Origin of the sequence: Saccharopolyspora montiporae (assembly GCF_015209505.1) — a bacterium.
Taxonomy (GTDB): Bacteria; Actinomycetota; Actinomycetes; order Mycobacteriales; family Pseudonocardiaceae; genus Saccharopolyspora; species Saccharopolyspora montiporae.
Genome location: NZ_JADEYC010000007.1, coordinates 70045 through 93732, shown reverse-complemented (window position 1 = coordinate 93732; position 23688 = coordinate 70045). Strand labels below are relative to the sequence as shown.

The 23688-nt window shown below is 72.1% G+C and carries 18 protein-coding genes and 1 pseudogene; 10 read left to right on the top strand and 9 right to left on the bottom strand.

The features are described 5' to 3' along the window. Positions 1 to 25: 25 nt before the first annotated feature. The 4 genes and pseudogenes from IQ251_RS04100 (at position 26) to IQ251_RS04085 (ending at position 5409) form a co-directional block, all read left to right on the top strand. Positions 26 to 847 carry a hydroxypyruvate isomerase family protein gene (locus IQ251_RS04100; RefSeq protein ID WP_193927075.1) on the top strand — a complete coding sequence of 274 codons (822 nt, stop codon included), beginning with the start codon at positions 26 to 28 and terminating at the stop codon, positions 845 to 847. 10 nt (positions 848 to 857) lie between these two features. Further along, positions 858 to 1763 (top strand): annotated as a pseudogene (locus tag IQ251_RS04095) (NAD(P)-dependent oxidoreductase); the annotation flags it as partial. Positions 1764 to 1803: 40 nt separating this feature from the next. Continuing rightward, entirely contained in the window at positions 1804 to 3579 is a 1776-nt protein-coding gene (gene gcl, locus IQ251_RS04090) for a glyoxylate carboligase (protein WP_193927073.1), read from the top strand. A gap of 222 nt (positions 3580 to 3801) precedes the next feature. Then, positions 3802 to 5409, top strand: coding sequence for a GMC oxidoreductase (locus IQ251_RS04085; RefSeq protein ID WP_193927072.1), 1608 nt, complete (start codon positions 3802 to 3804; stop codon positions 5407 to 5409). Between the two features lie 59 nt (positions 5410 to 5468). Here IQ251_RS04085 and IQ251_RS04080 read toward each other — a convergent pair whose 3' ends face one another. Next, entirely contained in the window at positions 5469 to 6287 is an 819-nt protein-coding gene (locus tag IQ251_RS04080) for a bifunctional allantoicase/(S)-ureidoglycine aminohydrolase (RefSeq protein ID WP_193927071.1), read from the bottom strand. Between the two features lie 332 nt (positions 6288 to 6619). Between IQ251_RS04080 and IQ251_RS04075 the strand changes: the two genes are divergently transcribed. Continuing rightward, a complete protein-coding gene (locus IQ251_RS04075) occupies positions 6620 to 7393 on the top strand; it encodes a dienelactone hydrolase family protein (RefSeq protein WP_193927070.1) in 774 nt (257 codons plus the stop codon). A 13-nt stretch (positions 7394 to 7406) separates the two neighbouring features. On the opposite strand, the gene fahA is transcribed toward IQ251_RS04075, so the two are convergent. From fahA to IQ251_RS04045, 6 genes are all read right to left on the bottom strand, one after another. After that, positions 7407 to 8591 (bottom strand): fumarylacetoacetase, encoded by a 1185-nt coding sequence (gene fahA, locus IQ251_RS04070; RefSeq protein ID WP_193927069.1) that lies wholly within the window; start codon positions 8589 to 8591, stop codon positions 7407 to 7409. Further along, positions 8588 to 9445, bottom strand: coding sequence for a hypothetical protein (locus IQ251_RS04065; protein ID WP_193927068.1), 858 nt, complete (start codon positions 9443 to 9445; stop codon positions 8588 to 8590). Before IQ251_RS04065 ends, fahA begins: the two co-directional genes overlap by 4 nt. Continuing rightward, positions 9438 to 10640, bottom strand: a complete 1203-nt coding sequence (locus tag IQ251_RS04060; protein ID WP_193927067.1) for a homogentisate 1,2-dioxygenase — start codon at positions 10638 to 10640, stop codon at positions 9438 to 9440. Before IQ251_RS04060 ends, IQ251_RS04065 begins: the two co-directional genes overlap by 8 nt. A gap of 30 nt (positions 10641 to 10670) precedes the next feature. Beyond that, positions 10671 to 12578 carry an FAD-dependent monooxygenase gene (locus IQ251_RS04055; protein WP_193927066.1) on the bottom strand — a complete coding sequence of 636 codons (1908 nt, stop codon included), beginning with the start codon at positions 12576 to 12578 and terminating at the stop codon, positions 10671 to 10673. Continuing rightward, entirely contained in the window at positions 12575 to 13876 is a 1302-nt protein-coding gene (locus IQ251_RS04050; protein WP_193927065.1) for an MFS transporter, read from the bottom strand. Before IQ251_RS04050 ends, IQ251_RS04055 begins: the two co-directional genes overlap by 4 nt. Before the next feature lie 88 nt (positions 13877 to 13964). Beyond that, positions 13965 to 14918: a LysR family transcriptional regulator gene (locus tag IQ251_RS04045; RefSeq protein ID WP_193927064.1), complete on the bottom strand. Its 954-nt coding sequence runs from the start codon at positions 14916 to 14918 to the stop codon at positions 13965 to 13967. Between the two features lie 74 nt (positions 14919 to 14992). Here IQ251_RS04045 and IQ251_RS04040 point away from each other — a divergent pair, with 74 nt between their 5' ends. The 4 genes from IQ251_RS04040 (at position 14993) to IQ251_RS04025 (ending at position 20209) form a co-directional block, all read left to right on the top strand. Then, on the top strand, positions 14993 to 15652 hold the full coding sequence (locus IQ251_RS04040) for a class I SAM-dependent methyltransferase (RefSeq protein WP_193927063.1): 660 nt from the start codon (positions 14993 to 14995) through the stop codon (positions 15650 to 15652). Between the two features lie 425 nt (positions 15653 to 16077). Then, positions 16078 to 16779: a PIG-L deacetylase family protein gene (locus IQ251_RS04035; protein ID WP_228046096.1), complete on the top strand. Its 702-nt coding sequence runs from the start codon at positions 16078 to 16080 to the stop codon at positions 16777 to 16779. A 32-nt stretch (positions 16780 to 16811) separates the two neighbouring features. Beyond that, entirely contained in the window at positions 16812 to 18854 is a 2043-nt protein-coding gene (locus tag IQ251_RS04030) for a heavy metal translocating P-type ATPase (RefSeq protein ID WP_193927062.1), read from the top strand. Between the two features lie 134 nt (positions 18855 to 18988). Then, positions 18989 to 20209 (top strand): cytochrome P450, encoded by a 1221-nt coding sequence (locus IQ251_RS04025; RefSeq protein ID WP_193927061.1) that lies wholly within the window; start codon positions 18989 to 18991, stop codon positions 20207 to 20209. Between the two features lie 40 nt (positions 20210 to 20249). Here IQ251_RS04025 and IQ251_RS04020 read toward each other — a convergent pair whose 3' ends face one another. Next, complete coding sequence (locus IQ251_RS04020; RefSeq protein ID WP_370591191.1) at positions 20250 to 20837, bottom strand: TetR/AcrR family transcriptional regulator; 588 nt, start codon at positions 20835 to 20837, stop codon at positions 20250 to 20252. A 51-nt stretch (positions 20838 to 20888) separates the two neighbouring features. Continuing rightward, positions 20889 to 21533 (bottom strand): TetR/AcrR family transcriptional regulator, encoded by a 645-nt coding sequence (locus IQ251_RS04015; RefSeq protein WP_193927060.1) that lies wholly within the window; start codon positions 21531 to 21533, stop codon positions 20889 to 20891. Between the two features lie 330 nt (positions 21534 to 21863). Here IQ251_RS04015 and IQ251_RS04010 point away from each other — a divergent pair, with 330 nt between their 5' ends. Then, positions 21864 to 23675, top strand: a complete 1812-nt coding sequence (locus IQ251_RS04010; RefSeq protein ID WP_193927059.1) for a flavin-containing monooxygenase — start codon at positions 21864 to 21866, stop codon at positions 23673 to 23675. The last annotated feature ends 13 nt before the right edge of the window (positions 23676 to 23688 follow it).

The window sequence follows — 23688 nt, the reverse complement described above, 5'->3', positions numbered from 1 at the left end:
AAAGTAACTGGAGGAAGCCGAGGACATGCGCCACGCACTGCCCTACGCGGTGAACTGCTCGCTGCTGTTCACCGAGCTGCCCCTGCTGGAACGCCCGGCTGCGGCGAAGGCGGCCGGATTCGACGCGGTCGAGTTCTGGTGGCCGTTCGACACCGCCGTGCCCGAGCAGCGCGCGGCGGACGCCTTCGTGCAAGCCGTCCGGGACGCGGGCGTCCGGCTCACCGGGCTGAACTTCTTCGCCGGGGACATGCCCGCAGGCGACCGCGGCCTGGTGTCCTGGCCCGCCCGCTCCGGGGAGTTCCGGGACAACATCGACGTCACGATCGGCATCGGTGACCAGCTCGGCTGCCGGGCGTTCAACGCGCTCTACGGCAACCGCCTCGACGGCGTCGACCCCGCCGAGCAGGACGAACTCGCCGCCGACAACCTGGCCCGCGCCGCGCGGTCCGCCTACCGCATCGGCGGGACCGTGCTCCTGGAGCCGGTCAGCGGCCCGCAGCCCTACCCGCTGCGCACCGCCGCCGACGCGCTCGCCGTCCTCGACCGGGTGGAAGCGGCCTCCGGGCTGACCAATCTCGGGCTGCTGGCCGACCTGTACCACCTCGCGGTCAACGGCGACGACGTCGACGCGGTGCTCGCCGAGCACGCCCCGCGCATCGCGCACGTGCAGATCGCCGACCATCCCGGGCGCGGCGAACCGGGCAGCGGATCGCTCCCGCTGGCCCAGCAGCTGGCCGCCCTGGAGCGCAGCGGCTACCGCGGGCACGTCGGCCTGGAGTACAAACCCACCGGAACCACCGCGGACAGCTTCGCCTGGCTGCCGGACGCGGACCGGGCCGCGGGCTGACCAGCGCAACCACCGAGGAGGAACTCGACACATGACCTCGATCGCTTTCATCGGCCTGGGCGTGATGGGCAGCCCGATGGCCGCGCACCTCGCCACCGCCGGCCACGACGTCACCGGTTACAACCGCTCACCGGGCAAGGACGAGCCGCTGCGCAGCGCGGGCGGGAGTGCGGCCGATTCGGTGGCCGCGGCCGTGACCGGCGCCGAGATCGTCTGCACCATGCTGCCGGACACCCCGGACGTCGACCAGGTGCTGACCGGTCCGGGCGGCGTGTTCGCCCACGCCAAGCCGAACGCGTTGATCATCGACTTCTCCACCATCCGCCCGGACAGCACGCAGGAGTTCGCCGAACAGGCCGCGCAGCGCGGATTCCGGTACCTGGACGCACCGGTGTCCGGGGGACAGGCCGGGGCGGCGGGTGCGGCACTGTCCATCATGGTCGGAGGCGCCGCCGAAGATTTCGCCGCAGCGGGCGAGATTTTCGACCACGTCGGCAAGACCGTCGTGCACGTGGGGCCCACCGGGGCCGGGCAGACGGTCAAGGCTGCCAACCAGCTCGTGGTGGCCGCCAACATCCAGGCGCTGTCCGAAGCGGTCGTGTTCCTCGACGCCTACGGGGTCTCGCTGCCGGAGGCGCTCGACGTGCTCGGCGGCGGGCTGGCCGGTTCGAAGGTGCTCGACCAGAAGCGGGAGAACCTGCTGTCCGGCACGTTCGACCCCGGATTCCGCATCGACCTGCACCACAAGGACCTGGGCATCGTCTCCGCCGCCGCGCGCGAAGCCGGCGTGGTCACCCCGGTCGGCGCGCTGGTCGCGCAGCTGATGGCCGCCGCACGTGCGTGCGGCGACGGCGGGCTGGACCACTCCGGCCTGCTGCGCGGTGTGCAGCGGCTCTCCGGGCGCACCGACACCTGACCACCGAAAACCCCGCCACAGCAGAACGAGGAAGAACGACATGACGCGAATGCGCACCGTCGACGCCGCGGCGCTGATCCTGGAGAAGGAGGGCGCCACCCAGACCTTCGGCCTGCCCGGCGCCGCGATCAACCCGTTCTACAACGCCCTGGAACAGCACGGCGCCATCGGCCACGTGCTCGCCAGGCACGTCGAAGCGGCCTCGCACATGGCCGAGGGCTACACCCGCGCCGCCGCGGGCAACATCGGCGTCTGCGTCGGGACCTCCGGTCCGGCGGGCACCGACATGATCACCGGCCTGTACTCCGCAGCGGCCGACTCGATCCCCATCCTGGCCATCACCGGCCAGGCCCCGGTGGCCAAACTGCACAAGGAGGACTTCCAGGCCGTCGACATCGAATCGATCGCCCGGCCGGTGACCAAGTGGGCGGTCACCGTGCTGGAGCCGGCCCAGGTGCCGGGCGCGTTCCAGAAGGCGTTCCAGCTGATGCGCTCCGGCAGGCCCGGCCCGGTGCTGCTGGACCTGCCCATCGACGTGCAGCAGGCCGAGATCGAATTCGACGTCGAGACCTACGAGCCGCTGCCGGTCACCCCGCCCGCGGCCACCCGCGCCCAGGCCGAGCACGCGCTGCGGATGCTCTGCCGGGCGCGGCGGCCGCTCATCGTCGCCGGCGGCGGGGTCATCAACGCCGACGCCTCCCCACTGCTCGTGGAACTCGCCGAGCTGCTCGGGGTCCCGGTCGTGCCGACCCTGATGGGCTGGGGATCCATCCCGGACGACCACCCGCTGATGGCCGGAATGGTCGGGCTGCAAACCGCGCACCGCTACGGCAACGCCACCATGCTGGAGTCCGACTTCGTGCTCGGCATCGGCAACCGCTGGGCCAACCGGCACACCGGCGGTGTCGAGACCTACGTGCAGGGGCGAACATTCGTGCACGTGGACATCGAACCGACCCAGATCGGTCGGGTTTTCGCGCCGGACTACGGCATCGTTTCCGATGCCCGAGCGGCGCTGGAGCGGTTCGTCGAGGTGGCGCGGGAGTGGCGGGACCGGGACGTGCTGCCGGACCGCGGTGCGTGGGCCGAGTCCTGCGGGCAGCGCAAGGCGACCCTGCACCGGCGGACCGACTTCGACGCGGTGCCGATCAAGCCGCAGCGCGTCTACCAGGAGATGAACCGCGCTTTCGGGTCCGACGCGCGCTACGTCTCCACCATCGGGCTCTCGCAGATCCAGGCCGCGCAGCTGCTGCACGTCTACCGGCCGCGGCACTGGATCAACGCGGGCCAGGCCGGACCGCTGGGCTGGACCGTGCCCGCCGCGATCGGGGTGGCCACCGCCGACCCGGACGCCACCGTGGTCGCGATCTCCGGCGACTACGACTTCCAGTTCCTCGTCGAAGAGCTCGCGGTCGGCGCGCAGTTCAACATCGGATTCATCCACGTGCTGGTGAACAACGCCTACCTGGGCCTCATCCGGCAGGCGCAGCGGGGTTTCGACATGGACTACTGCGTGCAGCTGTCCTTCGACAACCGCAATTCGCCGGAGACCGGCGGCTACGGCGTCGATCACGTCAAGGTCGCCGAGGGATTGGGCTGTACGGCGCTGCGGGTGACCGATCCGGGCGGCATCTTCGACGCGCTGGAGGAGGCCAAGAAGCTGGTGGCCGAGCACCGGGTCCCGGTGGTGGTCGAGGTGGTCCTGGAGCGGGTGACGAACGTGTCGATGGGCACCGAGATCGACGCGGTCACCGAGTTCGAGGAGCTGTCCGCCGGGCCCGACGGTCGGTCGACGGCGATCGCGGGACCGGGCTGAGCGCACGGCGCGGTGGCCGTCCGGCGGGATGCTCCGCGGTGGGACGCCCGCTTCCCGATCCGCGGGATCGGGAAGCGGGCAATGATCGGATATTGTGATATGTCGGGCGCGGCGGGGTTGCGCGGAAGATGCTGGTGTGCCGGACTTGGACTGCTCCGTAAGAGTGAAACGCTCTCATCTTTTGTTGGCGTGTCGCGATTCGTGAACGCATGATCACCCGTTATGAGCAACACTCACTCCCGCAGGCGGTTCCTGGGCCTGGCGGCCATGCAGACGGCCGCCGCTGTCGGCCTGACCACCATCGCCACCCAACCCGCTGCGGCGGCGCACCGCCGGCAACGCGACTTCGTCCCCGCCCTCGTGATCGGCTCCGGATACGGGTCGGCAGCCACCGCGCTGCGCCTCGGCGAAGCCGGGATTCGCACGCAGGTGCTGGAAATGGGACGTCTGTGGGACACGGCGGGCGCCGACGGCAAGATCTTCTGCTCGATGCTGCAACCGGACCACCGCTCGACGTGGTTTCAGGACCGCACCGAAGCGCCGCTGTCCTCGGTGTTGTGGGCCGACGTGATCAACCGGGACATCGAACCGTACGCCGGGGTGCTCGACCGGGTGCGCCACGGCGACATGTCGGTCTACGTCGGTCGCGGTGTCGGCGGCGGATCCCTGGTCAACGGCGGCATGGCGGTGACGCCCCAGCGCGACTACTTCGAGGAGATCCTGCCGTCGGTCGACGCGGGCCGGATGTACGGCAAGTACTTCCCGCTGGCCAACCGGATGCTCGGGGTCAACACCCCCGATCCCGAATGGCTCGAGACCTGCGATTCCTACCAGTACGCGCGCGTGTCCCGCGGCCACGCCCACGACGCGGGCCTGCACACCACGGTGGTGCCCAACGTCTACGACTTCGACTACATGCGCCGCGAGGAAGCCGGCGAGGTGCCGCAGTCCGCGCTGGCCTCCGAGGTGATCTACGGCAACAACCACGGCAAACGCAGCCTCGACCGAAGCTATCTGCCCGAAGCCATCGGCACCGGGAACGTGACCGTGCACGCCCTGCACCGCGTGCGGACGTTCCGGCAGGAGCAGGACGGGACCTACGTCGTCACCGTCGAGCAGATCGACGAACTCGGCAACGTGCTCGGGACCCGGGAGATCGGTTGCCGGTGGCTGTTCCTCGGCGCGGGCAGCCTGGGCACCACCGAACTGCTCGTGCGGGCGCGCGACACCGGGGTGCTGCCGCGGCTCGGCGCGGCGGTCGGCGAGGGCTGGGGCACGAACGGCAACGTGATGCTGGGCCGTGCGCTCGCCGAGCCGACCGGTCAGATCCAGTCGGGGATGCCGGCGCTGGGCATCAACAACTGGCGAGACCCGAAGTACCCGGTCTTCGCCGAGATCGCGCCGGTGCCGGCCGGTCTCGACCTGCTGATGACCTTGTACCTGGCCATCACCCGCAACCCCGAGCGCGGTCGGTTCCGCTACCTGCCGGAGAACGACTCGGTGCGGCTGGACTGGGACATCGACCAGGGCGCGCCGTCGGTGGAGGCCGCGGACGCGGTGTTCCGCCGGATCAACCGGGCAGCCGGGACCGAGCTGCGGAACGACCTGTTCGGCGACGACCGGGCGTTCGAGAACCGGTTCACCTACCACCCGCTCGGCGGCTGCGTGCTGGGCGAGGCGACCGACCTGCACGGCCGGGTGCGCGGTTACCGCAACCTGTACGTCACCGACGGCTCGCTGATCCCGGGCTCGACAGGGGTGAACCCGTTCGTCACCATCACCGCGCTGGCCGAGCGCAACATCGAACGGGTGCTGGCCGAGGACTTCTGAGCCGGACTCGGGTCGCCGCGGGGGAGGGGGTCCGTCCCGCCGCCCCCGCTGGGCACCCGTCAGGTCAGCGTGATCTGGCGGTTGACGTCCTTGTACAGCAGGTAGCGGAACTTGCCCGGACCGCCCGCGTAACAGGCCTGCGGGCAGAAGGCGCGCAGCCACAGGAAGTCGCCCTCCTGCACCTCCACCCAGTCGCCGTTGAGCCGGTACACGGCCTTGCCCTCCAGCACGTAGAGGCCGTGTTCCATCACGTGCGTCTCGGCGAACGGGATGACCGCGCCCGGCTCGAAGGTGACGATGTTGACGTGCATGTCGTGCGCGAGGTCGTCCGGGTCGACGAACCGGGTCGTGGACCAGGTTCCGCCGGTGCCGGGCATGGGAGTGGGTTCGATGTCCTGCTCCTGGACCGCGAACGCCTCGGGCACGTACCCGTCGAGCGGTTCGTACGCCTTGCGGACCCACTGGAAGGTCGCGGTGCGCTCCCCGTCATTGGCGACCGACCAGTCGGCGCCGGCCGGCAGGTAAGCGTAGCCGCCCGGGGTCAACTCGTGGTGGGCGCCGCCGATGGTCACCCGCAGGTCGCCGGTGAGCACGAACAGCACCGATTCGACGCCGCGCTCCGGTTCCGGCCGGGTGCTCCCGCCGCCGGGGGCGACCTCGACGGCGTACTGTGCGAACGTCGTGGCGAAGCCCGGGATCGGCTTGGCCAGGATCCAGGACCGGGTGCCGTGCCAACCGGGGAGGTTGCTGGTCACGATATCGCGCAGCACGCCGCGCGGGATGACCGTGTAGGCCTCGGTCACCACGGCGCGGTCGGTCAGCAGGGCGGTCTGCGGGGGGAGTCCCCCTTCGGGAGCGAAGTAGCTCGGCTGGTTCAACTCGGACCCTTCTCCTCGGCGCTCGTCCGGGCGCGGCGGCGACCCGCAGCCATTCAACAAAGTGTTGAACGCAACGACGAGGGTAGGCAGTTGCCGCCGCCGGCGGAAGACATTCCCTCGGAAAGCCCCGCGGTGCGAGCCCGGAGTGTTGCAGCTCACCACCCGCCGCGCAGGGCCGGCGCAGCCGCCGCGTGCGGAAAGAAGCCGCTCCGGCGGGTTTCCGGCGCCAGCCTCCGCGCCGCCCACTGATCCGCGCGGGTGGTGGCGCCGCGTACGGTCGGGTTCCCGCGCGGATGCGCGGCCGGTTCCGTGTCGAGCGAGGAGCAGCGCCCATGACTGCCGTGCAGGCGACCACCGTGCACACCCCCACCGCGGACGGTGCGGCCGACGCGTACTTCACCCATCCGTCCGACGGCCGCCCGCACCCCGCGGTGCTGCTGTACATGGACGCCTTCGGAGTGCGCCCGCAACTGACCGCCATGGCCGATCGGCTCGCCGCGAACGGCTACACCGTGCTGGTGCCGAACGTCTTCTACCGGGAAGCGGCAGCGCCCGTGGTGGAGCTGCCGGAGATCATCGACCCGCAGTCGCGCCCGGAGATCTTCGAGAAGATCGGGCCGATGATGCAGGCGCTGACCCCCGAGCTCGCGATGCGCGACGCCGGGGCCTACCTGGACTGGCTGCAGGCCCGCCCGGAAGCGGCCGGCGGGCCGGTCGGACTGACCGGGTACTGCCTGGGCGCCGGTCTGGCGCTGCGCACCGCGGGCACCTACCCGCACCGCGTGGCCGCTGCCGCGGGCTTCCACGGTGCGCAGCTGGCCACCGACGCGCCGGACAGCCCGCACCGGCTCGCGGAGCACATCACCGCCGAGCTCTACTTCGGGCACGCCGACCAGGACCACGCGCTGCCCGAGGAGCAGATCCAGCTGCTGGACTCGACGCTGACCGAGGCGGGCGTCCGGTTCCGCGCCGAGGTCTACCGCGGCGCCCCGCACGGCTACACCCAGGCCGACACCGCCGCGCACGACGAGCAGGCCACCGAACGGCACTGGTCGGAGCTGCTCGACCTGTTCGAGCGGGCGCTGCGCCCGGCCGTGCGGGACTGACCCGCGGCCGCGCTCACACCCCGGTGTCGCGCGGCGGCACGATCCGCCCGGTCACCTCGCCGAAACCGATCCGACCGCCGTCGACCGCGGGGGCCGAGGCCGTGATCGCCACCTCGTCGCCGTCCTCCAGGAACGTGCGCTGCTGGCCGGCGACCTCCAGCGGCTGCTGGCCGCCCCAGGTGACCTCGATGAACGCGCCGCGCTGCTCGCGCTGCGGACCGGAGATCGTGCCGGAGGCGTAGAGGTCCCCGGTGCGGCACGCGGCCCCGTTCGCGGTCAGGTGCGCCAGCATCTGCGCCGGGGACCAGTACATGTCCCGGTACGGCGGGCGCGAGACGACCTGGCCGTTCCAGGACACCTCCAGCGCGATGTCCAGGCCCCACTGTTCGGTCTCGCGCAGGTAGGGCAGCACCGCCGGGTCCTGTTCGGGACCGGGGATCCGTGCGGCCTGCAGCGCCTGCAGCGGCACCACCCAGGCCGAGGTGGACGTGGCGAAGCTCTTGCCCAGGTGCGGGCCCAGCGGCTGGTACTCCCAGCCCTGGATGTCCCGCGCCGACCAGTCGTTGACCAGTACCGCGCCGAAGACGTGCTCGGCGAAGTCCGCGGTGCGCACCGGATCGCCGAGCGCCGAGCCGGTGCCGACGATGAACCCGAGTTCGGCCTCGATGTCCAGCCGCCGCGTCGGCCCGAAGGTCGGTGCGGATTCGTCCGGGGCCTTGCGCTGCCCGCAGGGGCGGACGATGTCCGTCCCGGAGGCCACCACCGTGCCCGCGCGACCGTGGTAGCCGACCGGGAGGTGCTTCCAGTTCGGCAGCAGCGGCTCGGAATCCGGGCGCAGGATCCGGCCCAGGTTCGATGCGTGCTGCTCGGAGGCGTAGAAGTCGACGTAGTCGGCGACCTCGATCGGCAGGTGCATGGTGACCGCGGCCGCGGGATGCACCGCGTGGTCCGGGATCTCGCCGGTCACCAGATCGGCCACCCGCGCCCGGACCTCGTCCCAGCGCGCCCGGCCCTGGGCCAGGAATGCGTTCAGCGACGGCCGGGCGAACACCTCGTCGCCGAGCGCGGCCGCGAGGTCGACGACCGAGTCGCCCGCGCGCACGCCCACCCGCGGTGCGGTCCCGGGCGTGGAGAACACGCCGTAGGGCAGGTTGCTGAGCCCGAACGGCGAGTCGTCCGGGATGGTGATCGTGGTCAAGCTGTGCCTCCTCGTCCGTTCGCCAGCTCGGCGGGGATCAGGTCCAGTTCTGCGAGTTCGGTCAGCGGATCGGCGATGCTGCAGGTGCCGAAGGAGGTGAAACTCCGCCGCACACCGGCGATCTGCTCCGCATCCAGCGCGCGCAGCTTCGCGGCCAGTCGGGGCCCTTCCCGGTCGGCCAGCAGACCGGCCACGGCCTCGTGCTCGGCGCCATCCAGGGCCGCGCGGGTGGCCAGCAGCAGGTTGACGAACCCGTGCTGCTGGAAACCGGTGTCCGGGTCGGTGTTGCGCACCGCGTGGTGCAGCCCGGCGGTGGCCTTGAACGACACCTGCTCGTCCACCGCCGCCCGGACCGCACCGGCCAGTTCGTCCTCGTCGGGGTAGAGCTCGGCGCGCACCCCGCCGGTGCGGAACTTCGCGTGGTGCCCGTCGGCGGCGCACCCGCGCAGCACCGGGTCGCGGCGCTCGTCCCGCGGCACCTCGACCGATACGGCCACATCCGGCGCGGTCACCCCGGCGAGCTCGGCGAAGAACGTCGCCGGGTCGCCGGGCACGGCCACCTCCGCGGCCACGACCTCCACGGGCATCCGCGTCGCGGCGCGCAGTCCTTCGGCCAGCTGCTGCGGGCCGTGCGGGGCGGTCAGCGCCAGCTGCAGGCCGTCATCGGCGGTCAGCAGCGCCTCCAGCTCGGCCAGCGCCGGGACGGAGAGCACCAGCGGTCCGACCAGGTCCCGGTAGATCGCGCTCCGGTGCCGGCGGTGCCCGGCGACCGCCGCGGGCAGCGGGGCGAGTCCGGGCGGGAACACTGCCGCGTCGTCGCACAACCCGCGGGCGAAGGCGGGCAGGTCAGCCATCTGCGGGCCCCCGTCCCGCCCACGTCCAGGCGTATCCGGTGTCCTCGCAGGCCAGTCCGCCCTCACCGAGTTCCAGCGGGCGGAAGGTGTCGACCATGACGGCCAGTTCGTCGAACCGCTCGGCGCCGATGCTCTTCTCCGTGGCGCCGGGCTGCGGGCCGTGCGAGTGCCCGCCGGGGTGCACCGAGATCGACCCCTGCCCGATGCCGGATCCCTTGCGCGCCTCGTAGTCGCCGCCGCAGTAGAACATGATCTCGTCGCTGTCCACATTGGAGTGGTAATAGGGCACCGGGATGGACAGCGGGTGGTAGTCCACCTTGCGCGGGACGAAGTTGCAGATGACGAAGTTGCCGCCCTCGAAAGCCTGGTGCGCGGGCGGCGGTTGGTGGATCCGCCCGGTGATCGGCTCGAAGTCGTGGATGCTGAAGGTGAACGGGTACAGGCAGCCGTCCCAGCCCACCACGTCGAACGGGTGCTCCGGGTAGACCATGATCGTGCCCGCGATCGCCGATCCGGCGCGGTGCTTGACGCGCACCTCGACATCGGTCCCCTCGGCCAGCAGCGGCTCGCCGGGACCGTGCAGGTCGCGCTCGCAGTACGGCGAGTGTTCCAGCAGCTGGCCGTAGCGGGACAGGTAGCGCTTCGGCGGAGCGATGTGGCTGTTCGCCTCGATCGCGTACACCCGCAGCGGCTCCTCACCGCTCGGGCGCCAGCGGTGCGTGGTCGACATCGGCAGGAACACGTAGTCGCCGGGGCCGGCCTGCAGGCTGCCGAACACCGTGTCCACCGTCGCACGGCCGGATTCGACGTAGACCATCTCGTCGCCGACGGCGTTGCGGTACAGCGGGGAGTCCGCGGTGGACACCGCATAGCTGATCCGCACGTCGGCGTTGCCGAGCACCAGCCTGCGCCCGGTCACCACGTCGGTCTGCGTCCAGGTGCTCGGCGGGAACAACTCGTGCAGCTTGAGGTGCCGCGGCTTGAGCGGGTGGTTGGGCGCGGTGGTCTGGTCGGGCAGCTCCCAGACCCGCGAGTCCACGATCGCCGACGGGATGTTGCGGTGGTAGAGCAGCGAGGAATCCGCGGAGAAGCCCTCCTCGCCCATCAGTTCCTCGTAGTACAGGTTTCCGTCCGGGGTGCGGTGCTGGGTGTGCCGCTTGGGCGGCACGCTGCCGACGCTGCGGTAGTAGGCCACGACCGGCTCCTTTCTCGATCCTCGATGCGGTCAGGACACCGGGGCGGCCGGTGCCGGAGCTGCCGGTTCCGGGGTGGCCGCCTCGGCGGTGGTGCAGGCGCGCTGGAACTCCTCCGGACCGGCCGCGCGACCCAGCAGCAGGGCCAGCCGGGTCAGCAGCCCCTCGCGGTCGGACTCGGCCGCCCCGTCCAGGGCCCGGGACAACGTCAGCCAGGTGCGTTCCAGCGCGGTTTCCTCGACGGTGCCGGACTCCGCGCGCGGGCCGGCGGGCGCGGTTCCGACGGGCAGGTGCTCGGCGACCTCACGCAACCGCCGCGGGCCGGGCAGGCGCGCCAGCAGCAGCCCGTCCGGGCGGATCACGAGCACCTCGCCCGGTCGGGCGTGCAGCGCCGCGGCCAGCGCACCGTCGTCCACGACGGGCACCGCGCCGGGCGGCACCCGTCCGCCGACCGCGAGCGCGCGCACCTCGTCCGGTGCGAGCACCTCGGCGAGGCGTTCGCGTTCGGCCGCCAACGCGTGCGCTGCGGCGTCGTCGAGCCCGAACGCCAGCAGCGACCAGCCGGAACCCCGGGCCGTGCCCAACGACCGCTCGACCTCGCCGGAGCTCGTCCGCACTCGGATGCGCCGGTCCTGCAACGGGGCGCCCGGTTGCCCATCACCGGCGGTCGGTACCGCGGGCCAGGTCAGCGGCGAACCGTGCGCATGGGTGGCGCTGGACTGCCGCGGATCGACGAGCGCGGAGAACTCAGCGTCCTCGCCGGCCAGCGCGAGCACCGCATCGCGGGTGGTGCGGTAGCCGTGCCCGCCCGGGGACATGATCAGCGTGGACTTGGCCGCGTTGTCCACGTTGTGCTGCCAGGCCGCGCGCCGCTCCTGCGAGTACGCGCCGAGCAGTTCGGTCGAGGCGTTCCCGGCCAGCACCGCGGCCAGCTGCCAGGTCAGCGTCTCGGCGTCCTCCAGCCCGGAGTTCAGGCCGCGCACCCCGAAGATGGGCACCAGGTGCGCTGCGTCCCCGGCGAACACCGTCCGCTGGTGCACGAACTCGTCCAGCGCCAGCGCGTGCGCGCGGTAGAACCCGTGCCACTCCAGCGTCCAGGGCGTGTCGTCGTCCAGCCACGCCAGGTGCCGGGTGATCCGCGCGCGGATGCGCTCCTCGGTGGTCTCCACCGCGGGATCGTCGGCCGCGTCGAGCTGGTAGTCGATGCGCCAGATATCGCCGGGCTGGCGGTGCATGATGATCGTCGAGCCCGGATTGCTCGGCGCGTCGAACCACACCATGCGTTCGGTGGGCAGCCCGGAGGGCCAGTGGATGTCCGCGATCACGTAGCTGCCCTGGTAGCTCGTGCCGGACATCCGCAACCCGCTCAGCGCGCGCAGTTGGCTGCGGCCGCCGTCGGCGGCCACCACCCAGCGCGCCCGCAGGTGACGGATCCCCTCCGCGGTGTCCACGTCCAACCGCACGTCCTCGCTGGTCTGCGCGCACCCGGACACCTCGGTGCGCCAGTGCAACGTCACCAGCGGATGTTCCTGCAGCGCGTCGACCATGACCTGCTCCAGCTCGGACTGGGACAGGTTGACCATCGGCGCGCGCACCGCGTCCGGGCTGTGCGGCATCTCGAAGCGCAGCACCGGGCGGTCGCGGTAGAAGCTGCGCCCGCCGACCCAGGGCAGCGCCACCTGCTCCAGCCGCTCGGCCAGGCCGAGCCGTTCGGCGATCTCCATGCTGTGCCGGGACAGGCAGATCGCCCGGGACCCGAAGGACACCTGGTCTGCGGCCTCCAGCACGGTCACCGGGATGCCGCGCCGCGCCAGACCCAGCGCCACCGCCATGCCGACCGGTCCCGCACCGGCGACCACCACCGGCAGCGGCTCGTCCTGCGCGGTCATCGAGACGACCTGCGCGGCCGGGTATTTCCGCGGGAGGTGGTAGTTGCTCATCCGTCGGCCCCCTTGCGGGTCTCGGGCAGCAGCATGATCGCCACGAGGCTGATCAGCGCCAGCAGGACGAAGTATCCGGTCACGGCCCACGACGTGCCGAACGCGGCCAGCAACGAGGTCGCCGCGATCGGGGCGAACCCGCCGCCGAGGATCGAACCGATCTGGTAGCCCAGCGACGCGCCGCTGTAGCGCAGCCGCGCGGGGAACAACTCGGCGAACAGCGCCGACTGCGGACCGGCGGTGCAGCCCAGCGCCGCCCCGAGCACCAGCATGGCCAGCAGCATCAGCACCGGGGAACCGGTGTCCAGCAACGGGAAGAACAGCGCCGAGACGACCAGCAGCACGACCGAAGCGCGCACGTAGACCCGCCGGCGGCCGACCAGGTCGGAAAGCCAAGCGCTGAACGCCATCCCGGCCATCCACACCGGACAGGCGGCGATGAGCAGCCACAGCATCGCCGGCCTGCTGAACCCGAGCTGCTCGGTGCCGTAGGTGAGCACCCAGACCATGAACACGTAGGCGATGCCGTTGGTGGCCACGAAGGTGCCCGCCGCCAGCAGCACGGTGCGCCACTGCCTGCGCAGCACCTGCACGATCGGCATCCGCTCGACCTCGGCGGAATCCTTGACCTCGGCGAAGTCCGGGCTTTCCAGCACGCCCATCCGGATCCACAGCGCCACCAAGACCAGCACCGCGCTGACCAGGAACGGCACCCGCCAGCCCCAGGACTGGAACTGCTCATCGGTCAGCAACTGGGTGATCAGCAGGAACGCCAGGTTCGCGCCGAGCACGCCCGCCGGGACGCCCAGCTGCGGCGCCGCGCCGTACAGGCCGCGTTTGCCGGGGGCCGCCGATTCGGTGGCGATCAGCGCCGCACCGCCCCATTCGCCGCCGACCCCGATGCCCTGCGCGAACCGCAGCAGCACCAGCAGCACCGGTGCGGCGACGCCGATCGTGGCGTAGGTGGGCAGCAGGCCGATGCCGACCGTGGCCAGGCCCATCATGGTCAACGACAGCACGAGCATCGACTTGCGCCCGATGCGGTCGCCGAAATGGCCCATCACCACCCCGCCGAAGGGGCGGGCCAGGAAGCCCACTGCGAACGTGGTGAACGCGGCCAGCGTGCTGGCCAGCGATGAACTGGCCGGGAAGAACTGCGGCCCGATGACCAGGGCCGCGGCCGTCCCGTAGATGAAGAAGTCGTACCACTCGATGGCGGTGCCGACGAAGCTGGACAGCACCGCCCTGCGGGCCTGCTTCGGTGGCACGGCGGATCTGTGGACGTCGGTGGCCGTCATAGCTCCACTCGCTTTCCGGTCGGCGCGAGCCGCGCTGCTCGCGTCGCGGCTGATCCTGTCCAGCGAGCGGGGTCGGGGAAAAGCGGGACTATCGGGGGTGGTTCCCCGGAAAATCCGCGGAATCCTCCGGCTCGGACGTCGCGAACCGGATGAATGCCCGCGCAGCCCGGCTGAGCATGGAGCCGCGGTGCCAGGCCACGACCACCCCGACCGGGTCCGGCCGCGGATCGTGCAACTCCTTGACGACCACCGGCAGCCCTTCGTAGGTGACCTCCGGTGCCGGGCGCTGCACGAGCAGCGTCCAGCCGAGATCGCGGCCCACGAAGGCGCGCGCGGTCTCGTAGTTCTGCGTCCGGTAGGCCACCCGCGGTTCGAACCCGGCCTGCCGGCAGACCTCCAGCGCGTGGTACGAGCTGGGCGGCGCGTCGAGCAGGATCATCGGGTCCTCGGCGAGCTCGGCCAGCCGCACCGGCCCGTCGGCCCCGGTCAGCGGGTGCTCCGGGCCGACCAGGACGTGCGGGCGGCGGGTGCCCAGCACGGCGGTCCGCCACTCGTCGGGCAGGTCCAGCGCGTAGGCGATGACCAGGTCGACCTCGCCGTCGACGAGCTGCTTGCGCAGCCGGTTCTGCGTGTCCTCGTGCAGCTCGACCCGGGTCTGCGGGTAGCGCACGGTGTAGGAGCGCAGCAGCGAGGGCAGCACCGTGGGGCCCAGCGAGGTGTAGCAGCCGAGCGCCAGCGGACCGGACACCCCACCGCCCGGCCCGCCCGCATCGGCCTGCAGTTCGGTGGCCTGGTGCAGCAGCGCCCGCGCCCGGATCAGCACGGTCTCCCCGGTGGGCGTCAACCGCACGCCGTGCGCCCGGCGCCGCACGGTCAGCTGCACGTTCAGCGCCCGCTCCAGGTCGGTGACCGCCGCGGCCAGTGCCGAGTGCGATGCGTGCAGCCGCTCCGCTGCGGCGCTGATCGTGCCGGTCTCGGCCACCGCCACGAACGCCGCCAACTGCCGCATCGTGTAGCGCGGCACGCTCTCCCCGTTGGACATGCGCTGACCGTAACGCCGCCCGGATGGTCCCCGATCCCGGCGACACCGCACCGGGGTTGCTCTAGGCTGCCCCGGTGAGCGAACCGGACCCCGCGGAGCGCACCCGGCGCTCCTACGACGCCGCGGCCGAGGACTACGCCGCGTGGATCGGTGCGGAGCTGGCGGCGAAACCGCTGGACCGCGCCCTGCTGGGCGGATTCGCCGAGCTGGTGCGCAGCGCCAAAACCGGCCCGGTCGCCGACATCGGGTGCGGGACCGGGCGGATCAGCGCCCACCTGGCCGGGCTGGGCCTGCCGGTGTTCGGCATCGATCTCGCCCCGCGCATGGTCGCGCTCGCACGCCGTGCCCATCCCGAGCTGCGCTTCGAGGTGGGCACGATGACCGACCTCGCGCTGGACGACGCCGGTCTGGCCGGGATCGTGGCCTGGTACTCGACCATCCACGTCCCGGACGAGCAGCTGCCGCGGGCGTTCGCCGAATTCGCCCGCACCCTCGCGCCGGGTGGCTATCTGCAGCTCGGGTTCCAGGCCGGGGAGGGCGTCGTGCACTACGAGTCCTTCGGCGAGCACGCGGTCGCGCTGGACTTCCACCGGCGCCACCCGGAGGACGTGGTCGCGATGCTGCGGCGGGCGGGCCTGCAGCCGTGCGCGCGCACCGTCCGGGAAGCCGATGTCGGCGGCGATTTCCCGGAGCGCACCCCGCAAGCCTTCGTGCTGGCCCGCAAACCGGGATGATCGGGCGGTCCGCTCAGCTCGCACCACCCGGCGGGTCCAGTGCCGTTGCGGAGGAAGCCCAGCTGGGCGGCGTTGTCGGCGACCGGGTTGTTCTGCGCGCGGTCATCCAACGCTGATCGGCGAGCTCGGATAGGTCCGCAGTGGACTCGTCCAGGAGTGCGGAGTCGGCCGCAACGACGAGCACCGTCGGATCGTCCGGCGGGTGGGACTGATGGCGGTGCCGGCGATCTCGGCGACCCTCGTGGACACCCGGCCGTTCTCCGGGAAGGGTGCGCTGGTGCTCGACTCGCCCGGCAGCGGCAAGGCCGGTTCCACCGGCAGCTGCTGGGGTACACCGCGAGCATCGTCGCGTTCGGGCCGGTGCCGGCGTGGTGCCCGCCTCGCTGTGGCCTCCCGCCCGGCGCGCGGGGAAGCGAGGTGGCGCGATGAGCGGTGCGGAACCGGAACTGCGGGCCATGCCCGAGGATTGGCGCACAGCGGTGTGCGTCGTGGCGCACCCGGACGACGTGGAGTACGGGCCGGCCGCGGCCGTCGCGCGCTGGACCGGGCAGGGCAAGGCGGTGAGCTACCTGCTGCTCACCAGCGGGGAACAGGGCATCGAAGGCATGCCCGCTGCGCAGGCCGGGCCGCTGCGCGAGCAGGAGGAACGTGCGGGCGCGCAGCGCACCGGCGTGCACGACCTCGCCTTCCTGCGCTACCCGGACGGTGCGCTGGTCGACACGGCCGAGCTGCGCGCGAACATCGCCCGCGAGCTGCACCGCCGCGATCCGGAACTGGTCGTGCTGCTCAACCACCACGCGCAGTGGGCCTTCGGCGGTGCGAACTCCGACGACCACCGCGCCGCGGGGCAGGCCGCGCTGGGCGCACTGCGCGCGGAACCGCTCCCGTCGCTGCGCTGGGTCGCGGTCGCGGACGCACCCGGCATCGACCATGCGGTCGACGTCACGCAACAGCTGGAGACCGGTCTGGCGGCGCTGCGCGAGCACCGCGCCTACCTCGACGCGCTCGGCGGCGAGCAGTGGTCGGTGGACCACGTGGTCGGCAACGCCCGCCGGGCGGGTGAGCTATTGGGCACGCAGTACGCGGTCGCCTTCGAGCTGGTCACCGACCTCGCCGCGGCCGGATAGTCGGCGGCGGCCGGCTCGCGGACAATCCCGGGATGAGCACTTCCGATCGCGCCTCCGCGACGGACGCGGACGAGCACAGTGGCAACGGCGAGCACGGGCACCACGACCACGGGGACCACGTCGCCGCGTTCCGGCGCCTGTTCTGGCTGATGCTCGTTCTCGCGGTGCCGGTCGTGCTGCTCTCGGACATGTTCGCGATGATCATCGGCTATCGGCTGCCGGACGCGCCCGGGATCGGCTGGGTCTCGCCGGTGCTGGGCACGGTCATGTACGCCTGGGGCGGCCGGCCGTTCCTGACCGGCGCCGCCGGCGAGATCCGGTCCCGCAAGCCCGGGATGATGCTGCTGGTCGCGCTGGCGATCACGGTGGCCTTCCTCGCCTCGTGGGCCGCCGTGCTCGGCCTGGCCGACCACCAGCTCGACTTCTGGTGGGAACTGGCGCTGCTCATCGTCATCATGCTGCTGGGGCACTGGATCGAGATGCGCTCGCTGGCGCGCACGACCTCGGCGCTCGACTCGCTGGCGGCGCTGCTGCCCGATCAGGCCGAACGGGTCGAGGACGATGCGCTCGTCGCGGTGCCCCCGGACCGGCTGCAGGTCGGCGACGTGGTCGTGGTGCGGCCCGGCGGCAGCATCCCGGCCGACGGGTGCGTGCTGGACGGGGCCGCCGACATCGACGAATCCATGGTCACCGGGGAATCCCGCGCCGTGCCGCGCGGGATCGGCGAGCAGGTCACCGCGGGCACGGTGGCCACCGATTCGGGACTGCGCATCGAGGTGACCGCCACCGGGCAGGACACCGCGCTGGCCGGGATCCAGCGGCTGGTGTCCCAGGCGCAGAACTCGTCGTCGCGGGCGCAGCGCATCGCCGACACCGCGGCGGCGTGGTTGTTCTGGTTCGCCCTGGGCGCCGCGGTGCTCACCGCCGCGGTCTGGACGCTGCTGGGCCTGCCCGACGTCTCGGTGGTGCGCACGATCACGGTGCTGGTGATCGCCTGCCCGCACGCGCTGGGCCTGGCGATCCCGCTGGTCGTGTCCATCGCCACCGAACGCGCCGCCCGCGGCGGTGTCCTCGTCAAGGACCGGCTGGCCCTGGAGACGATGCGCCGGATCGACGTCGTGCTCTTCGACAAGACCGGGACCCTCACGCGCGGCGCCCCCGGCCTCGCCGCGGTGCACGCGGTCGCCGGAACCGACGAGGACACTGTGCTGCGCTTGGCCGCCGCGGCCGAGTCCGGCAGCGAGCACCCGCTGGCCCGGGCGGTCCTGCAAGCGTGCGCGGACCGCGGACTGGCCGTGCCGGCCGCCACCGGGTTCGGTTCCGAACCCGGGACCGGTGTGCGCGCGCAGGTCGAGGGCGGCGAGGTCCGGGTGGGCGGTCCGCGGCTGCTGGCGCAGCTCGGTGCCGCCGAAGTTCCGGTCGCCGCGCAGTGGCGGGAGCACGGCGCGACCACGTTGCACGTGCTGCGGGACGGGCAGGTGCTCGGCGCGCTGGAGCTCACCGACGAGATCCGTCCGGAGTCGCGGCAGGCCGTGACCGCGCTGCACCGCCGCGGGATCCGGGTCGCGATGATCACCGGCGACGCCGAGGCGGTGGCGCGCTCGGTGGCCGGTCAGCTGGGCATCGACCGCACGTTCGCCCAGGTGCGCCCGGAGGACAAATCCGCCCGGGTCCGGGATCTGCAGCGCGAGGGCGACCGGGTGGCCATGGTCGGCGACGGTGTCAACGACGCGCCCGCGCTGGCCCGGGCCGACGTCGGCATCGCGATCGGGGCGGGCACCGATGTGGCCATCGCGTCGGCGGGCGTCATCCTCGCCAGCGACGATCCGCGCTCGGTGCTGTCGGTGATCGAGCTGTCCGAGGCGGGCTACCGCAAGATGAAGCAGAACCTCTGGTGGGCGGCCGGGTACAACCTCGTGTCCGTACCGCTGGCGGCCGGGGTGCTGGCCGGGATCGGTTTCGTACTCCCGATGTCGGTCGGTGCGGTGCTCATGTCGCTGTCCACCGTCGTCGTGGCGCTCAACGCCCAGCTGCTGCGCCGGATGGACCTGCGCCCGGGGCCCGCGTCCGCCTGACGGATGCCGGCGCTCGGCCGCGATGTGTAGGCTGCACGTGGTGGTTTGCCGACACCTGTAGGGGAACGGGCCACCTTGCCGAGCCCGGGCGGTGCGGACCGCTCCGGCATCGCACTGCCGAACAGGAGGACGGAATGCACTCCGACGACCAGGTCCTGGCCTACCCCCTGCAGCCGGCCGGACCGCTGGATCCGCCCGCCGAGTGGGAGCAGCTGCGGCAGACGTGCCCGGTGGCCGAGGTCGAGCTGCCCACCGGTGACCGCGCGAAGCTGCTCACCCGGCACGGCGACGTCCGCGACCTGCTGGCCGACCCGCGCTTCGCCCGCCCCACCAGCCAGGACCCCGGCGCGGCCCGTGTCGCCCCGGAAGGCACCGGAGGTGTTGCGGCAGAAGGCGGTTCGTCCATGGCGATCGCCGCGAAGGGCGAGGAGCACCAGCGGTGGCGGCGCACCGTGGGCAAGTGGTTCACCGCCCGGCGCATGGCCGCGCTGCGCCCGGGCATGGCCGGCATCGCCGAGGACCTCATCGCCGATATGGTCGCCGGCGGCGCCCCGGCCGACCTCAAGGCCGCGCTCGGGTTCCCGCTGCCCGTCTACGTCATCTGCGACATCCTCGGCGTCCCCGCCGCCGACCGCGACCGGTTCGCGCACTGGTCGGACACCTTCCTGAGCGTGACCCGCTTCTCCCGCGAGGAGATCCAGCGCGCGCACGCCGAGTTCACCGACTACATGGCCGCGCACGTCGCCGACAAGCGGGCCGATCCGGGCGACGACCTGCTCGGCGCGCTGATCCTGGACGGCGGGCCGGAGCACGGCGGGCTCTCCGACGAGGAGATCCGCGCCACCGGGATGTCGCTGCTGGTGGCCGGGCACGAGACGACCGCCAACATGATCGGCAAGATGGTCTCCCTGCTGCTGGCCGACCGCGACCGGTGGCAGCGGCTGGTCGCCGACCCGTCGCTGGTGCGCACTGCGGTGGAGGAAGCGCTGCGCTTCGACGCCAACCTCGGGTTCGGGCTGCGGCGCTACCTCAGCGAGGACGTGCAACTCGGCGACGACGTCCTGCCCGGCGGGAGCACCGTCATCTGCAGCATGCCCGCCGCCAACCGGGACGGGGAGGTCTTCGCCGGCGCCGAGGAGATGGACCTCGGCCGCAGCCCCAACCCGCACCTGACCTTCGGGGCCGGGCCGCACTCCTGCCTGGGTCAGGCGCTGGCGCGCACCGAACTGCAGGTGGCGCTGGAGGTCCTGCTGCGCGAACTCCCGTCGCTGGAACTGGCCGTGCCCAGCGCGGAGTTGGAACGCGTGGAAGGGCTTCTGGTCGGCGGCCTGCGCGAGGTGCCGGTGCGGTGGTGACGCGCGTGCGCCGCCGGGCGCACCCGGGGCCGCACGCGCGTCACCGGTCGCCGGGTTCCGCCGACGCGGCGGCCAGCAGGTGCGGCCAGATCGCGGTGCTGAGCTCCTCCGGGCTGCCCGGGCAGCCGCCGCGCAGCCAGTCGATGATCGTGGCCAGCAGAGCCCCGGCGATGAACGGCGGTACCGGTGCCGCGGAGTCACCGGTGCCGCCGCGTTCGGCCAGGCCCGCGCGCGTGCTCGTGGTCATCCGGGTCAGCAGGTAATTCATCACCCGGGCGCTGCCGTCGTCGCCGAGCAGCGCGGTGTACAGCCGCGCGTGCTCGGCGACGTGGCGAAACACGCCGGTCAGCGCCGCGTGTGCCACATCGGCGGAGGGGCCGCCGCCGGCGGAGAGCTCACGCACCCCGGAGATCAGCTGGTCGAACATCTCGGTGCAGGCCGCGGCGGCGAGATCGGGCACGTCGGTGTAGTGCTCGTAGAACGTCGACCGGTGCACGTCGGCGCTGCCCGCGACATCGGAGACGGAGATCTGGTTGAGGTCGTGCTCGGTGATGAGCTGCAGCAGCGCGTTTTCCAGCGCCGAACGGGTGCGCCGGGTGCGGCGGTCCATCGATCGCGGAGCGGACACCGGAGCAGTCTAGTACCCGGCTCGTCCGCGTCCGCACCCGAAGCTTGCGGGTCAGCGGTCGGGGTCGCTGGCCGGGGCCGTCCAGATCGCGGTGATCGCGTCGATGAGCCCGGCCGAGGCGTGCGTCCAGCTCTCCCGCGGCGTCGGCGTGCCGTCGCTGATCGCGCGTTCGCGTTCCGCGGTCATGTGCACCAGCAGCTGGCGGGTCATATCGCCGCGCTCGGCGCGCACCTCGGGAGGCAGCGAGGGCAGCAGGCGGTTGAGCTGCTCCATCGCTTCCAGCAGTGACGGCGAGGTGATCGATTCCTCGGTGAGGATCCGGCGCAGCGCCGGATCGGTCATGATCTGGGCGTTGAACCGCGCGAACCAGGTCGGTGATCCGAGGTCGGCCAGGTGCTCGGCGGTCGGGTGCACCATGCATGCCACCCAGTCGCGCATCGCGGTCGATCCGGCGGTCTCGGCGACCATCCGTGCGCGGATCTGCTCGATCTCCGCGGCATGCTTGCGGGCGATGGCGCGGACGAGGTCCTGCTTGGTGCCGAAGTGGTAGCCCACCGCGGCGGTGTTGCCCTGCCCGGCGGCCTCGCCGATCTGGCGGTTGGACACGGCGTAGACGCCGTGCTCGGCGAACAGCCGCTCGGCCGTGGTCAGGATGCGTTCCTGCGTCGCGCCGGATCGAACCGTGTGTCTCGTCATCGTTCACCACCCGTTGGCACTGGTGGCGCCGTTCGCGCGCCGGGCAGGCAGCACTGCGGCGGGGCGCCGGACCGTCAGTCTCATACAACCACAACGCCGGTGTGCTCCGGAGCTTCCCGGGCGCTTCCGGGAGCTCGGCCACATCGCCGGCGACCTGGACGGGTGGGGGTGGGCATCCCGCTGCGGGGTGGCTCGCTGACCGTCCGCAACAAGAAGAACGTTGCGCGGTGACCGGTTCGTGGCGAGTTATTCAATCGTTTGATTTAATCGACGGCGCGGTGTTCGCTCACGAGCGCCGGATCCCGAACTGCCGGTGAGAAAGGTGTGCGGATGGACGACGTCGATACGGGGCCGGAACTGCTCGGGCCCGAGGAGCTCGGGTTCGACCCGCAGGTCCTGCGGGACCGCTACCGGGCCGAACGCGACCGGCGGCTGCGCCCGGACGGGGCCACGCAGTACATCGCCCCGACCGGTGACTTCGGCTACTACGTCGACGACCCCTACGTCACCACCGGACGCGACCGCGCACCGCTGACCGACGACGTCGACGTGCTCGTGGTCGGGGCCGGGTTCGGCGGGCTGCTCGCCGGAGCGCGGCTGCGCCTGGCCGGCGTCGACTCCATCCGCGTGGTGGAGAAGGCCGGCGACGTCGGCGGAACCTGGTACTGGAACCGCTACCCCGGGGTGCGCTGCGATATCGAGTCCTACATCTACCTCCCACTGCTGGAGGAGGTGGGCTCGGTCCCGGAGGAGAAGTACGCGCGCGGCGACGACATCCGCAAGCACGCGCAGGCCATCGCCGAGACCTTCGGCCTGTACCGCGACGCCTGCTTCCAGACCGAGGTCACCGGGATGGATTGGGACGAGCCCGCGCAGCGGTGGCGGGTGACCACCGACCAGGGCGACGCCATGACCGCCCGGTACGTCATCTTCTCCGCGGGCCCGTTCAGCAGGCCGAAACTGCCCGGCATCCCCGGTATCGACGACTTCCGCGGGCACACCTTCCACACCAGCCGCTGGGACTACGCCTACACCGGCGGCGACCAGACCGGCGGGATGCACCGGCTGGCGGACAAGCGGGTGGCCGTGATCGGCACCGGCGCCACCGCCATCCAGTGCGTTCCCGCGCTGGCCCAGGACGCCGCGCACCTCTACGTCTTCCAGCGCACACCGTCGGCCGTGGACGAACGCGGCAACCGGCCCACCGATCCGGACTGGCTGCGCAGCCTCGAACCCGGTTGGCACCGCGCGCGCCGGGACAACTTCCTGGCCGTCGTCGACGGGCAGACCACCGCCGACGACTCGGTCGTCGATCGATGGGCCGATCCCACCCGCCACCTCCGCGACCTGCTCCGCGAACTCGGCGATCCGTCGCTGAGCGAGCAGCAGCGCTTCCGGGCCCGCGAGCTCGCCGACTTCCGCAAGATGAACCAGATCCGCGACCGCGTGGACGCCGTCGTCGAGGACCCGGACACGGCCGAGGCGCTCAAGCCCTGGTACCGCTACGACTGCAAGCGACCCACGTTCAGCGATGAGTACCTGCCCGCGTTCAACCGCCCCAACGTCAGCCTGGTCGACACCGGCGGTCGGGGAGTGGAGCGCATCACCGAGCACAGCCTGGTCAGCGGCGGGACCGAGTACGAGGTCGACTGCATCATCTTCGCGACCGGGTTCGAGGTGGGTCGCACGCACCCGGCCTTCGCCGGGCCGCGGGTGCACGGCCGGGACGGCCGGCCCATCGCCGAGCACTTCCGCGGCGGGGCCCGCACCCTGCACGGGTTCACCAGCCACGGCTTCCCGAACTTGTTCTGCATGGGCCCGTCGCAGAACGGGGTGGCGGTCAACTTCGCGCACGTGCTCGACGACCAGGCCGCGCACATCGCCGAGGTCATCGCGGCCGCCGAGAAGCACGGTAGCGGATGCGTGGAACCCACCGCGGAGGCCGAACAGGCGTGGGTCGACCGCATCCGGCGCGAAGCCCCGGAAATGACGGTGCTGGCCGAGTGCACGCCCGGCTACCTGAACAACGAGGGCCGCCCGCCGGCCCGCCGCGAGACCTACGCGGGCAACGCCCTCGACTTCGCCGAGCTGCTGCGCCGGTGGCGCGCCGGTGACGGCCTGTCCGACGTGCTCGCCGACTGACCAGCCCAGGAGA